14 protein-coding genes are annotated in these 13,704 nt (G+C 61.2%); 10 read left to right on the forward strand and 4 right to left on the reverse strand.

Annotated features, from left to right (window positions below; genetic code table 11):
• The first annotated feature begins 220 nt into the window (after nt 1-220).
• The 5 genes from ACEN8Z_RS19930 to ACEN8Z_RS19950 all read left to right on the forward strand — a co-directional run bounded on the left by ACEN8Z_RS19930 (nt 221) and on the right by ACEN8Z_RS19950 (nt 5,557).
• A complete protein-coding gene (locus ACEN8Z_RS19930; RefSeq protein WP_495595383.1) occupies nt 221-982 on the forward strand; it encodes a gamma-glutamyl-gamma-aminobutyrate hydrolase family protein in 762 nt (253 codons plus the stop codon).
• 366 nt (nt 983-1,348) lie between these two features.
• A complete protein-coding gene (potA, locus tag ACEN8Z_RS19935; RefSeq protein WP_057396704.1) occupies nt 1,349-2,491 on the forward strand; it encodes a polyamine ABC transporter ATP-binding protein in 1,143 nt (380 codons plus the stop codon).
• The gene (locus ACEN8Z_RS19940) at nt 2,488-3,402 is read left to right on the forward strand and encodes an ABC transporter permease subunit (protein WP_495595384.1); all 915 of its coding nucleotides are present in this window, start codon (nt 2,488-2,490) and stop codon (nt 3,400-3,402) included. The genes potA and ACEN8Z_RS19940 overlap by 4 nt, the downstream gene beginning before the upstream one ends.
• Complete coding sequence (locus ACEN8Z_RS19945; RefSeq protein ID WP_108232161.1) at nt 3,399-4,283, forward strand: ABC transporter permease subunit; 885 nt, start codon at nt 3,399-3,401, stop codon at nt 4,281-4,283. Before ACEN8Z_RS19940 ends, ACEN8Z_RS19945 begins: the two co-directional genes overlap by 4 nt.
• A gap of 176 nt (nt 4,284-4,459) precedes the next feature.
• Nucleotides 4,460-5,557, forward strand: coding sequence for a polyamine ABC transporter substrate-binding protein (locus tag ACEN8Z_RS19950; protein WP_108232160.1), 1,098 nt, complete (start codon nt 4,460-4,462; stop codon nt 5,555-5,557).
• Nucleotides 5,558-5,834: 277 nt separating this feature from the next.
• Here ACEN8Z_RS19950 and thpR read toward each other — a convergent pair whose 3' ends face one another.
• A complete protein-coding gene (thpR, locus tag ACEN8Z_RS19955; protein ID WP_495595385.1) occupies nt 5,835-6,377 on the reverse strand; it encodes an RNA 2',3'-cyclic phosphodiesterase in 543 nt (180 codons plus the stop codon).
• Nucleotides 6,378-6,499: 122 nt separating this feature from the next.
• Here thpR and ACEN8Z_RS19960 point away from each other — a divergent pair, with 122 nt between their 5' ends.
• Nucleotides 6,500-6,694: a hypothetical protein gene (locus ACEN8Z_RS19960; protein WP_007999980.1), complete on the forward strand. Its 195-nt coding sequence runs from the start codon at nt 6,500-6,502 to the stop codon at nt 6,692-6,694.
• A 14-nt stretch (nt 6,695-6,708) separates the two neighbouring features.
• On the opposite strand, the gene ACEN8Z_RS19965 is transcribed toward ACEN8Z_RS19960, so the two are convergent.
• Both ACEN8Z_RS19965 and ACEN8Z_RS19970 read right to left on the reverse strand, forming a co-directional pair.
• Nucleotides 6,709-7,062 carry a DUF1428 domain-containing protein gene (locus tag ACEN8Z_RS19965; RefSeq protein WP_495595386.1) on the reverse strand — a complete coding sequence of 118 codons (354 nt, stop codon included), beginning with the start codon at nt 7,060-7,062 and terminating at the stop codon, nt 6,709-6,711.
• 17 nt (nt 7,063-7,079) lie between these two features.
• The gene (locus ACEN8Z_RS19970) at nt 7,080-8,144 is read right to left on the reverse strand and encodes a hypothetical protein (protein ID WP_495595387.1); all 1,065 of its coding nucleotides are present in this window, start codon (nt 8,142-8,144) and stop codon (nt 7,080-7,082) included.
• 319 nt (nt 8,145-8,463) lie between these two features.
• On the opposite strand from ACEN8Z_RS19970, the gene ACEN8Z_RS19975 reads away from it, so the two are divergent.
• Nucleotides 8,464-8,724, forward strand: a complete 261-nt coding sequence (locus ACEN8Z_RS19975; protein ID WP_007999987.1) for a hypothetical protein — start codon at nt 8,464-8,466, stop codon at nt 8,722-8,724.
• A 38-nt stretch (nt 8,725-8,762) separates the two neighbouring features.
• On the opposite strand, the gene ACEN8Z_RS19980 is transcribed toward ACEN8Z_RS19975, so the two are convergent.
• Entirely contained in the window at nt 8,763-8,999 is a 237-nt protein-coding gene (locus tag ACEN8Z_RS19980; RefSeq protein ID WP_495595388.1) for a hypothetical protein, read from the reverse strand.
• Nucleotides 9,000-9,179: 180 nt separating this feature from the next.
• On the opposite strand from ACEN8Z_RS19980, the gene ACEN8Z_RS19985 reads away from it, so the two are divergent.
• From ACEN8Z_RS19985 to glcE, 3 genes are all read left to right on the forward strand, one after another.
• Complete coding sequence (locus ACEN8Z_RS19985; protein WP_495595389.1) at nt 9,180-10,943, forward strand: L-lactate permease; 1,764 nt, start codon at nt 9,180-9,182, stop codon at nt 10,941-10,943.
• Nucleotides 10,944-11,137: 194 nt separating this feature from the next.
• A complete protein-coding gene (gene glcD / locus ACEN8Z_RS19990) occupies nt 11,138-12,637 on the forward strand; it encodes a glycolate oxidase subunit GlcD (protein WP_495595390.1) in 1,500 nt (499 codons plus the stop codon).
• On the forward strand, nt 12,637-13,701 hold the full coding sequence (gene glcE, locus ACEN8Z_RS19995) for a glycolate oxidase subunit GlcE (RefSeq protein WP_495595391.1): 1,065 nt from the start codon (nt 12,637-12,639) through the stop codon (nt 13,699-13,701). The genes glcD and glcE overlap by 1 nt, the downstream gene beginning before the upstream one ends.
• The last annotated feature ends 3 nt before the right edge of the window (nt 13,702-13,704 follow it).

A 13,704-nucleotide genomic window follows, 5' to 3' on the forward strand; every position in this document is an offset into this window, starting at 1 on the left:
GAAAGGCAAAGTGAAGTCAATAGCGAACACCTGGCCTTTCAGCGTTTATTTTCGGGCCTCTCAGAAGGACGAGAGTGCCAGATACGCCCTCAAACACGCGTAAACCCTGAAGATCGGACGTGCGGCGTTTAGAATTTTTTACATGAGAGTTGTTAATTAAAATCAACAAGGCTAAGCTCCGGAAAAGCTCGTTCAAGTGTGAAACTTCGAGGTGATAAAAATGGCACTCAAGCCATTGATCGGCGTTACTGCGTGCGTCAAACAGATTGGCCTGCACCCCTACCACATCAGCGGTGACAAGTACTTGCGTGCTGTCAGCGTTGCGGCGCTGGGGCTGCCTGTCGTTATTCCTTCCTTAGGCGACCTCACCGAAATCGATGACCTGCTGCCGCAGCTCGACGGTCTGTTGCTGACCGGCTCGCCTTCGAACGTGGAACCCTTCCACTATCAAGGCCCCGACAGCGCCCCCGGTACGGAGCACGATCCGCAACGGGACCGCACCACCCTGCCGCTGATCCGCGCGGCTATCGCTGCCGGCGTTCCGGTCCTCGGCATCTGCCGCGGTTTCCAGGAAATGAACGTGGCGTTCGGTGGCAGCCTGCATCAGAAAGTCCATGAACTGCCTGGCTTGCTCGATCATCGTGAGGCCAACCATCCGGACCTGGCCGTGCAATACGCGCCGGCCCATGCGGTGAACGTACAGCCTGGCGGTGTGTTCGAAGCGCTGGACCTGCCTGCGGTGTTCCAGGTCAATTCGATTCATAGCCAGGGCATCGACCGCCTCGCGCCCGGCCTGCGCGCCGAAGCCGTCGCGCCCGATGGCCTGATCGAGGCGATCTCGGTCGAGCACAGCAAAGCCTTCGCCCTCGGCGTGCAATGGCACCCCGAATGGCAGGTCCTGAACAACCCTCCTTATTTGAGTATTTTCCAGGCGTTCGGCGATGCCTGCCGACAACGGGCGGCGCTGCGTCACTCGAGCTGACGACCTGATACCCACATTCAACGATTAACTGCCCACCGCGAGCGGGCAGGCGCTTTTGCGTGCCCCGCTCGCGAAAACAACACACTGCAATAACAACAAGTACGACCAGGCAGCCAGGATGGCGGCGCCGAATAAACCCGAACGGTATGGGTGAGTTCGATCAGCAAACGCAAATCCCTGTGGGAGCGAGCTTGCTCGCGATAGCGGTAGAACAGTCACCATCAATGTTGAATGTGGCTGCCTCATCGCGAGCAAGCTCGCTCCCACAGGGTCTGCGTTCTGACCGAAGTCCCCGGTACGGGTTTGCAATCCACTATTAAGCCGGGCCGTGTTGGCCAGGCGACTGAAACCTGTTGGGAGTTTCACATGGCAAACGCCTCCAGCATTTACAGGAAGGCTCTTGAAGGTCACCAGGCACCGAAAAAGGTGTTGGTGAAAGTCGATCGCGTCACCAAGAAATTCGACGAAACCACGGCCGTGGACGATGTGTCCCTGGAAATCCACCAGGGTGAAATCTTCGCCCTGCTCGGGGGTTCCGGTTCCGGCAAATCGACCCTGCTGCGCATGCTCGCCGGTTTCGAGCGCCCGACCGAAGGCCGGATTCTGCTCGACGGTGTCGACATCACCGACATGCCGCCGTACGAACGACCGATCAACATGATGTTCCAGTCCTACGCGCTGTTCCCGCACATGACAGTGGCACAGAACATCGCCTTCGGCCTCAAGCAGGACCGTTTGCCAGCCGCCGAAATCGAAGCCCGGGTGCAGGAAATGCTGCGCCTGGTGCACATGACCCAGTACGCCAAGCGCAAGCCGCACCAACTGTCCGGTGGTCAGCGTCAGCGCGTGGCCCTGGCCCGCTCCCTGGCCAAGCGTCCGAAACTGCTGCTGCTCGATGAACCGATGGGCGCCCTGGATAAAAAGCTGCGCTCGCAAATGCAACTGGAGCTGGTGGAGATCATCGAGCGCGTGGGCGTGACCTGCGTGATGGTGACCCACGACCAGGAAGAGGCCATGACCATGGCCCAGCGCATCGCGATCATGCACCTGGGCTGGATCGCCCAGATCGGCAGTCCGGTGGACATCTATGAAGCACCGGTCAGCCGTATGGTCTGCGAATTCATCGGCAACGTGAACGCCTTCGACGGCACCGTTGTCGAGGACCTGGAAGGTCACGCGATCATCCACAGTCCGGACCTGGAGCAGAAGATCTACGTCGGTCACGGCGTCAGCACCTCGGTGCAGGACAAGTCGATCACCTACGCGATCCGCCCGGAAAAACTGCTGGTCAGCACCGTCAAGCCCGAGAACCGCTACAACTGGTCCAGCGGCAAGGTGCATGACATCGCCTACCTCGGCGGCCACTCGGTGTTCTACGTCGAGCTGCCTGGCGGCAAGATCGTCCAGTCGTTCATGGCCAACGCCGAACGCCGTGGTGCGCGTCCGACCTGGGACGATCAGGTCTACGTGTGGTGGGAAGACGACAGCGGCGTGGTACTGCGCGCATGAAAACCTTCAATCAGCAATTTCTGAGACTGGTCCCCAGCGGGCGCAAGTTCGTCATCGGGATTCCATTCATCTGGCTGTTCCTGTTCTTCATGTTGCCGTTCTTCCTGGTGATGAAGATCAGCTTCTCGGAAGCGGCCCTGGCCATTCCGCCCTACTCGGAGATCTACACCTACGCCGAGCAGAAATTCCAGCTGTTGCTCAACATCGGCAACTACTCCCTGCTGGGCCAGGATGAGCTGTACCTCTCGGCTTATCTCGGCTCGTTGAAGGTCGCGCTGTTCAGCACGCTGATGTGCCTGGTGATCGGTTTCCCGATGGCCTACGCCATTACCAAGGCCAGCAAGGAAGCGCAGAACGTGCTGATGCTGCTGATCATGATGCCGACCTGGACCGCGATCCTGATCCGCGTTTACGCGTGGATGGGCATCCTCAGCAACAACGGTCTGCTCAACGCGTTCCTGATGTGGACCGGGCTGACGTCGGCACCGATCGAGATCCTCAACACCAACACTGCTGTTTATATCGGTGTGGTGTATGCGTATCTGCCGTTCATGGTGCTGCCGCTGTACGCCAACCTGGTCAAGCACGACCAGAGCCTGCTGGAAGCGGCGTCGGACCTGGGTTCGAGCACCTTCAACAGCTTCTGGAAAATCACCGTGCCGCTGGCCAAGAACGGCATCATCGCCGGCTGCATGCTGGTGTTTATTCCGGTGGTGGGTGAGTTCGTGATTCCGGAACTGCTGGGCGGCCCGGAAACCCTGATGATCGGCCGCGTGTTGTGGCAAGAGTTCTTCAACAACCGCGACTGGCCGGTGGCGTCTGCCCTGGCGGTGGTGATGCTGTTGATCCTGATTGTGCCGATTCTGCTGTTCAACCGCAGCCAGGCCAAAGAGATGGAGGCACGGGGATGAAACGCTTCGGATTTTCAAAGTTCATGCTGATTTTCGGCCTGTCGTTTATCTACCTGCCGATGCTGATTCTGGTGATTTACTCGTTCAACGCCTCGAAACTGGTGACGGTGTGGGGCGGCTGGTCGATCAAGTGGTACGCCGGTTTGCTCGACAACAGCCAACTGATGGGCTCAGTGGTGCGCTCGCTGGAAATCGCCTGTTACACCGCCGTCGCGGCGGTGGCGCTGGGTACCCTGGCGGCGTTCGTGCTGACCCGCGTTACGCGCTTCAAGGGCCGCACGCTGTTCGGTGGCCTGGTCACCGCACCGCTGGTGATGCCTGAAGTGATCACCGGTCTGTCGCTGTTGCTGCTGTTCGTGGCCATGGCGCAGTTGATCGGCTGGCCGCAGGAGCGTGGCATCGTCACCATCTGGATCGCCCACACCACGTTTTGTGCCGCTTACGTTGCGGTGGTAGTCTCCGCCCGCCTTCGCGAGCTGGACCTGTCCATCGAAGAAGCGGCCATGGACCTGGGTGCGAAGCCATTCAAGGTGTTTTTCCTGATCACTATTCCAATGATCGCGCCGTCACTGGCAGCGGGCGGCATGATGTCGTTCGCCCTGTCGCTGGATGACCTGGTGCTGGCGAGCTTCGTGTCCGGTCCGGGGTCCACGACCCTGCCGATGGAAGTGTTCTCGGCGGTACGCCTGGGCGTGAAGCCCGAGATCAACGCCGTGGCCAGCCTGATTCTGTTGGCGGTGTCGATCGTGACCTTCATGGTCTGGTACTTCAGCCGCCGTGCCGAAGCCACCCGTAAACGCGCGATCCAGGAAGCCATGGACCAGACCGCCAGCGAATCCTGGCAGCAACCGAAAAAGCAAATGGCGGGAGCCACCGCCTAATGCCGCCCCCTGTAGGAGCGAGCTTGCTCGCGATGGACGTAAACGATGACGTGGGCTGTCTGAAATAACGCGCCGTCCTTATGTTTTTCGCGAGCAAGCTCGCTCCTACAAAGGAGCGCTCTCGCCACAAATGTTTGCTATGTGTTTTTGAATAAAAAAGAAATGGAGTTGTACCGATGAAAATGTTTGGCAGGACTCTGCTGACACTGTCCTTATTGGGCGCGATCACCACTGGCGCCCAGGCCAATGACAAGGTTCTGCGCGTCTACAACTGGTCGGACTACATTGCCCCGGACACCGTCAAGAAGTTCGAAGACGAGACCGGCATCCAGGTGACCTACGATGTGTTCGACAGCAACGAAACCCTCGAGGCGCGCCTGCTGGCGGGCAAATCCGGCTACGACATCGTCGTGCCGTCCAACAGCTTCCTGGCCAAGCAGATCAAGGCCGGTGTCTATCAGGAACTGGACAAATCAAAGCTGACGAACTGGAAAAACCTCAACCCGGTGCTGCTGAAGAACGCCTCCGCGAGCGACCCCGATAACGCCCACGCCATCCCTTACATGTGGGGCTCGATCGGCATCGGCTTCAACCCGCAAAAGGTCAGGGAGGTGCTCGGCGCCAACGCCCCGACCAACTCCTGGGACCTGCTGTTCAAACCGGAAAACGCCGAGAAGCTCAAGGCCTGCGGCATCAGTTTCCTCGATTCGCCCACAGAAATGCTGCCGACCGCCCTGCACTACCTGGGCTACCCGGTGAACGATCAGGACAAACAGCACATCGCCGAAGCCGAGGCGCTGTTCATGAAGATCCGCCCGAACGTGGCGTACTTCCATTCGTCGAAATACATCTCGGACCTGGCCAACGGCAACATCTGCGTGGCCGTCGGTTATTCCGGCGACGTGCTGCAGGCCAAGGCCCGCGCCCAGGAAGCCGGGGACAAGGTGAAGATCGACTACAGCATCCCGAAAGAAGGCGCCGCCAGTTTCTACGACATGCTCGCCATCCCGCGCGATGCCGCCAACGTCGAGAACGCCTACCTGTTCATGAACTTCCTGATGCGTCCGGACGTGATTGCCGACATCACCAACAACATCGGCTACAGCAACGCCAACGCGGCGGCCACGCCACTGGTGGATGAAGCGATCCGCAACGATCCGGGTTCCTACCCGTCGGAAGCGGTGATGGCGACGTTGTATGCCGTACCGGACCAGCCGATTGCCGTTCAGCGGATCATGACCCGTGGCTGGACCAAGGTGAAGTTGGGTCAGTAATTCACTCAAAAAATCTGCTGAATCTGACATCGATATCGCGAGCAAGCTCGCTCCCACAGGGTGCAGCGTTGTTCATAGGCTTGCGTTCCACCGCAGATAATTGTGGGAGCGAGCTTGCTCGCGATGGCGGCCTGTAAGGCACCGTTGATTCAAGGCCATAACCCTATCCCCGTTTTCCGTTCACGCAGCGCCTTACCACCGCTGCCTCTCCTGCAGTAGAACGGCCTCACCTGGCTCCCTCGGCTCAGGTGAAGTTTGGCGCCCTCGGGCGCCTTTTTTATTGGGGATCAATCAAAGGCCATTCGGCCAGCGCCCGATAGCGGCCCTTGTGGGATTCGAACAGGGTGAACCTGTCAGCCCGCAGGAGGAACCCGGGCGGTGTCGCGGACTCTGGCACCGGCGCCCGATAGTCCCGTGCCAGGGTCAGGTGCGGGCGGTATTCTCGCGGTGCTTGCTCCAGGCCGAACGGCAACATCGCCTGTTCCAGGGCATACACCAATCGCAGCAATGCCGGGGGCGCCTGCTGCGGTGCCAGCACCAATGCCCCTGCCCTGCGCCACACGTCCAGCCGATCCAGCACCACCGTCAAGCGCTCGCCCGGGGTGCGGATGGACGCCGCAGCGGTACAGATCTCGGCGATCTGCGCCACACCCACCGCCCCCAAAAACTTCAGCGTCAGGTGAAAGTTTTCCGCCGGCACCGGCCGTCCGTTGCGCAGTTGCAGCGCGCTGCGCCACTGGGCGATGTCCCGACGCTGGGCCGGGGTGCAGTTCAGCGCAAAGAACAGACGCTTGAACGGCTCGCGGGTTTCGTCGTTCATGCCGGACACCTCCTGGGAAGACTGCCTGAGTGTACTCAACCCTCGCGTACCGGCCAGCGCATTTCTGGCGCCGTGGGGCAGGCGCGTTATAGTTCTAGCATCCCGAAACACCGGAGGGGGCCATGCGACAGATCATCAGCAAAGAGCCATGGTGGGCCACACCGCCCGAGCCAGGTCAGGATGAACTCAAGCTGGAATGGGGCTGGCTGGTGCATTACAGCGAAGGTGAGCCGCGCTTCGAGTTCATCCGCGAGCGGCCGACGGACGACGAGATCCGGCAGCGCAAAAGTTGCAGGATCACCCCGACGCCGGAGTGATCCCACAGCCGGCGTCAGGCCTGGAGGAGTATATCGAACCCGCCGTACACCATGCGCTGGCCATCGAAAGGCATCGGATTGACGTTCGGCTGCATGCGCGGGTCCTGCATCATCTTGTCCATCCCGGCATTACGGGTGGCCTTGTCGGGCCAGATGATCCAGCCAAAAGCCACGGTTTCGCCGTCCTTGAGTTTCACCGCCATCGGGAAGGAGGTGACCTTGCCTTGCGGCACGTCTTCGCCCCAGCATTCGACCACGCTCAAGGCACCGTTTTCCTTGAAGATCGAGGCGGCGATTACGGCGTGTTTGATGTATTGCTCACGGTTGGCGGTGGGTACGGCAGCGATAAAACCATCGGCGTAAGACATGAGTGTTTCTCCTGAGGTCATGGGGTCTTCTGCTGGGTAGTCGATTGCGCTGGCGTCCAATCGACAGTGCCGGCGCTCAAACCGACCGGCGGTGCAGTGCGGTCCGCCAGGCTGCCTTCGATCTGCGCCGCCATGTAAAGCGTGCCGGCCATGACGCCGCTGGTCGGGTTCTGCACCAGTTTGATCCAGGCCTTGTCGAAGGTATTGCCCAGGCTACTGCGGATCAGCGCCTCACTGTCGGGCCGGTCATTGGCCTGGATGAGTGCACGAACACCCGCCACCCCTAGCGTAATCAAGCCACCGGCCAGTTTCCCGGCCGCTGCGGCGACGGCGCTGGCGGCCCCGCGCGGGGCCATCTCGGCTTCCATCCGCCGGCTGGCGCGCCTGGCCACCGGCGCCATCGCGGTGTCGGTCGAACCCACCCCCTTGTCGCCGCCGGCCTTATGGACTTTGTCGATCAGCGCAGCGAAGGCCGGCAAGGTGTTCAGCGATTCGGTGTGCACGATCTGGTACAACGAGGCGTCCCGCGCCGGCGGTGGGCCGAGGGCGATGGCCGGGATTTTCTGGATACGCCCGTTGAGCTGGGCCATCGGCACCCCGTGGCGGGTGGAGATTTTCTGCAGATCTTCCTTGAGGATGTCGACGTAGAACGCCGCTGCCTGGCCGAGAATCGCATCGGGATCGATTTCCACGGCCACCGGGGCCAGGACCTTCTCCTGATAGGCTTCGAGCAGGTACGCCGCCAGGCGTTTTTCCGCTGCGTCCTGCTCACCCTTGGCGCTGATGGTGTACCAGCTGAACTTCATCGACAGCCATTCCTGGGTCCAGTAGTTGCTGAACCACGGAATGAAATTCTGTTCGGTCATTTCATAGACCCGTGTGCGCCAGTGATCCATGGCGCCGCGGGCGTAGATTCGGGTCTGCTCGGTGGCCGATTGCGACGCGGCGACGATCTCCCGGTCCACTTGTTGCCAAGTGCTGGCAGGAACGATGACCGGTGCCACTTCCACCGGCGCGCGCACAGACGTGGCACACCCCGCCAACACTACCAGCACGGCAATGATCAGCGAACGCAGATTCAAGATGGCGGCTTCCTGCAGTTGGCACCGGGCGAAATGCCCGACACGCGAAACCTTCGGTTTAAGTATAGGTGGCGGTGTCCCGGAGCCCGCGAAAGGGCCCGCGTCAACAGCACAAAAAAAACATCACTCGCATCGATAATCACCATCGCCGCGATTGCCTTCCGCTTGCTGGCCGTCAGCGTAGGATCGATCCCAAGCCAACACGAAACCCCGAATCGGAGGGGAACATCATGCTGATCCATTTACTGACCTGCCTGGCCCTGACGGCGTTCACATTGGGCGTGTTTGCCTGGTACATCATGAGCGAGGAGCAAACATCATGATTCACACTGTCACCCTCGCCGTGCGTTTTCCGGTGTTCGGCAATAATTTCTACGCGCAGAAATTCGAGTCACGTAAAGAGTTGACTCTGCTGTTCGACGAGAAGTTCGAGGCGTTGCTGATCCCGGCAGCCGATCATCACTTCAGCAACGAAGTGGTCGGACTCAATGATCAGTTCCGTTTTTTGAATGACGTGCTGGTCGAGCATCTGCTGGATGTCGAACTGGCAAAAGCCTCGGCCCGTTCGTTCGGATTCTGACAGCAACCGCCGGTCACCCGGGCTCGGGCAGGAACCACTCACAACGTTCGCTGGCTGTTGCCAATCCCCTTGGCAATATCAATCCCCCAATCCATCGCCGCTTCCATGTCCAGCAGGTGCGGCCGTGGGTGGTGGTTCTCATTGATGACGGTGCCGTCCGGCCTATAGACACCAATGAACATGCCCAATGAACCGTCCTTCAATATCTCGGCCCTGACTTCAATCCGGCATCCGTTCGACAGCGTTTCCTTGTGAACCTCATGGCGCTCAGTCATTGCTGCTTTCCTCCCGCCTATGGATTGCGAGCCTACCGGCAATGCTAGCTCAGCCCCCGCCAATGCGTAGACCTGCTGGACCGGAGGCCTGCCCTGACAGCGGCGCAATGCCACCTATACTCAAGACCACCTCCCCCCAAGGGGATCTGCGCGTCCAACAATAAAATGCAGAGGTGGAACATGGTCTGGCAGCAAGTCTACGATCCGTTCGGTAACCCGGTGCTTTCAACGTTCATGGCCGCCGTACCGGTGGTGGTGATGCTGGCGTCCCTCGCGTTTTTTCATGTCAAGGCGCACCTGGCGGCGCTGCTCGCCCTGGCCTCGGCCTTGCTGATCGCGATCTTCGCCTTCGGCATGCCGGCGAACATGGCAGGTTCCGCGGCGCTGTTCGGTGCGGCCAACGGCCTGCTGCCGATTGGCTGGATTGTGTTGAACATCATCTTCCTGCACCGACTGACCACCGAGAACGGCTCGTTCAAGGTGTTGCAGGATTCCCTGGCGCGGATCACCGATGACCGGCGTCTGCAATTGCTCTTGATCGCCTTCTGCTTCGGTGCGTTTTTCGAAGGCGCGGCCGGTTTCGGTACGCCGGTGGCGGTGACCGGGGCGATTCTGATCGGGCTGGGGTTTTCGCCGCTCGCCGCTTCAGGGCTGGCGCTGATCGCCAACACCGCCCCCGTGGCGTTCGGCGCCCTCGGCACGCCGATCATCACCCTGGCCAAGGTCACCGGGCTGGATGAAATGGAGCTGTCGATGATGGTCGGCCGGCAGTTGCCTTTTTTCTCGGTGCTGGTGCCGTTCTGGCTGATCTGGGCTTTTGCCGGCTGGCGCAAGATGCTGGAAATCTGGCCGGCGATCCTGGTGGCCGGGGTCAGTTTTGCCGTGCCGCAGTTCCTGGTGTCCAACTATCACGGGCCGATGCTGGTGGACGTGATCGCCGCGCTGATTTCAATGGCCTGCCTGACCGGTTTCCTCAGGGTGTGGAAACCGGCCACCGTGCACACTTCCGCCGCCCTGACCGGCCGGGTCGACAACTCGAAGATCGACGCCGAGCACGACGAAAAGCCTGTACCCACTGCAACCTTTGCCAATGAGGCGAAACCGGCAGTGATGCGGGCGTGGATGCCGTGGATCATCCTCACGGTCTTCGTGTTCATCTGGGGCACCCAGGGCTTCAAAAACACTTTCGACACCCGCCCTGCCATCGACCCGCAAACCAGTGCCGCCAAGCTCGATCCCCAGGGCAAACCGCTGCGCGAGGCGAACCCGATGTTTGCGCCGGTCCTGACCTTCACCAGCCTGCACTTGCAGGTTGAAAAAGTCCCGCCCGTGGTGCCCGCACCGAAAACCGAAGAGGCGGTGTACAAGTTCACCTGGTTCACCGCCACCGGCAGCGGCATTCTGCTGGCGGCGATTGTCGGCGGTTTGTTGATGGGCTACTCGATCCCGCAATTGATTCGCCAGTATCTGCGCACCCTGTGGGTGGTGCGCTACTCGCTGATCACCATTGCGGCGATGCTCGCACTGGGCTTCCTCACGCGCTACTCGGGCCTGGATGCGACCATGGGCCTGGCCTTCGCCGCGACGGGCATCTTCTACCCGATGTTCGGCACCCTGCTTGGTTGGCTCGGCGTGGCGTTGACCGGTTCGGACACAGCGTCCAACGTGCTGTTCGGTGGCCTGCAACGGGTGACGTCCGAGCAACTGGGCATCAGCCCGGTGTTGATGGCCGCCGCCAACAGTTCCGGTGGGGTCATGGGCAAGATGGTCGACGCCCAGTCGATCGTGGTCGCCTCCACCGCCACCCGCTGGTACGGCCACGAAGGGGAAATCCTGCGCTACGTGTTTTTCCACTCGATTGTGCTGGCGATTCTGGTCGGTGGCCTGGTGACGTTGCAGGCCTATGTCGCGCCGTTCAGCCATATGGTGGTGGGTGGGCATTAAATCGAACTGTGGGAGCGAGCTTGCTCGCGAAGGCGGAGTGACATTCAACATAGATGTCGAATGGTCTGCCGCTATCGTCGGAACGCCGCCCGGAGCAAGCTCGCTCCCACACGAGCAGACAACGATCCCATGGACAGCTGCGCCTGACGGGCTAATGATGAAGGTCAGTGGCCTCCAGCGAGAATCGTGATCCCATGAACATTCTCTACGATGAACGCGTTGACGGCGCCTTGCCCGACGTCGACAAACAGGCGCTGTTGCACGCCCTGCAAACCCGGTTGCCGAATCTGGAAATCCTGCATCAGCAGGAAGAACTCAAGCCCTACGAATGCGACGGGCTGTCGGCCTATCGCACCACCCCGATGCTGGTGGTGCTGCCCCGGCACATCGACGAAGTCCAAGGGGTGCTGCGGGTCTGCCATGAACGGCAGGTCCCCGTGGTGGCCCGAGGCGCGGGCACCGGTTTGTCCGGCGGTGCGCTCCCCCTGGAGAAAGGCGTGCTACTGGTGATGGCGCGCTTCAACAACATCCTGAGTATCGACCCCGCCGCCCGTACTGCACGGGTTCAGCCTGGCGTGCGCAATCTGGCGATTTCCCAGGCGGCAGCTCCGTTCGGCCTGTATTACGCGCCGGATCCATCCTCGCAAATCGCCTGTTCCATCGGTGGCAACGTGGCGGAAAATGCCGGTGGCGTGCACTGCCTGAAGTACGGCCTGACCGTGCACAACGTACTCAAGGTCGACATCCTCACCGTCGATGGCGAGCATTTGAGCCTGGGTTCCAACGCCCTCGACGCCCCCGGCTTCGATCTGTTGGCGCTGTTCACCGGCTCCGAAGGCCTGCTCGGGGTGATTACCGAAGTCACGGTCAAACTGCTGCCCAAACCCCAGACCGCCAAAGTGCTGTTGGCGGCGTTCGACTCCGTGGAGAAAGCCGGGCGCGCCGTTGGCGACATCATCGCCGCCGGCATCATCCCCGGTGGCCTGGAAATGATGGACAACCTGGCCATCCGCGCCGCCGAGGACTTCATCCACGCCGGTTATCCGGTGGACGCCCAGGCCATTCTGCTGTGCGAACTCGATGGCGTTGAAGCCGACGTCTGCGATGACTGCGACCGGGTGCGCCAGGTGCTGCAACAAGCCGGCGCCATCGAGTTGCGCCAGGCGAAGGACGAAGCCGAACGCGTGCGTTTCTGGGCCGGGCGCAAGAATGCCTTCCCGGCCGTGGGCCGCCTCTCGCCGGACTACTACTGCATGGACGGCACCATCCCCCGTCGCGAGTTGCCCGGCGTGCTGCATGCCATCGCCGAGCTTTCGAACGAATACGGCCTGCGGGTGGCCAACGTGTTCCATGCCGGCGACGGCAACATGCATCCGTTGATTCTGTTCGATGCCAATCAACCCGGAGAGCTGGACCGCGCCGAAGCCCTGGGCGGCAAGATTCTGGAGTTGTGCGTGAAAGTCGGCGGCAGCATCACCGGTGAACACGGCGTGGGTCGCGAGAAGATCAACCAGATGTGCGCGCAGTTCAACAGCGATGAGCTGACCCTGTTCCATGCCATCAAGGCCGCCTTCGACCCGAGCGGCCTGCTCAACCCCGGCAAGAACATTCCGACCCTGCACCGCTGCGCCGAATTCGGTGCAATGCACATACATGGCGGTCAATTGCCCTTCCCTGAGCTGGAGCGTTTCTGATGCACGGCCCTGAAGATGTCGATGACAGCCAGTTGCTCCTGGAGCAGGTCAATCAGGCGCTGGAAAACGCCACGCCGTTGCGCATCCAGGGTTCCAACAGCAAAGCCTTTCTCGGCCGCACCACGGCCGGGGAAATTCTCGATACCCGCTCGCACCGGGGCATCGTCAGTTACGACCCGACTGAACTGGTGGTCACCGCCCGTTGCGGCACGTTGTTGTCGCAGCTGGCGCAGGTGCTGGACGCCGCGCAACAGATGCTGCCCTGCGAGCCACCGTCCTTTGGCGACGGCGCTACCGTCGGCGGCATGATCGCCTGCGGACTGTCCGGGCCTCGGCGCCCGTGGTCCGGTTCGGTACGCGATTTCGTACTCGGCACGCGGGTCATCACAGGGCAAGGCAAGCTGCTGCGCTTCGGTGGCGAGGTGATGAAAAACGTCGCCGGCTACGACCTGTCGCGCCTGATGGCCGGCAGTCACGGATGCCTGGGGTTGATCACCGAAGTCTCCCTTAAAGTGCTGCCAAAACCCCGGCAATCCTTGAGTATCAGCCTGGAAATGGACACTGAACGGGCCTTGCTGCGCCTGGCGGAATGGGGCCAGCAGCCGCTGCCGATCAGCGCCGCCTGCCATGACGGCGAACGCCTGCACCTGCGGCTTGAAGGCGGTGAAGGCTCGGTGGCGGCGGCCCATGAGCGCCTCGGTGGCGAACGGCTGGAGGCTTGCTGGTGGGACGATCTCAACGAGCAGCGCTTGAGTTTCTTCGATGAAGACCAGCCGCTTTGGCGCCTGTCCCTGCCGCACAACACACCAAACCTGTCGCTGCCGGGTCGCCAGTTGGTCGACTGGGGGGGCGCCCAGCGCTGGCTGAAATCCGATGCCGAAGCGGCGTTCATCCGCAAGGTCGTCGACGAGGTCGGCGGCCATGCCACCTGCTTCAACCACGGCCTGACCGACACCCCGTTCCATCCGCTGCCCCCGGCGCTGCTGCGTTATCACCGCAACCTGAAACAACAACTCGATCCACGGGGCATCTTCAACCCCGGACGGCTGTACGCGGAGCTTTGAACC

Source organism: Pseudomonas sp. Pseusp10 (assembly GCF_059492225.1).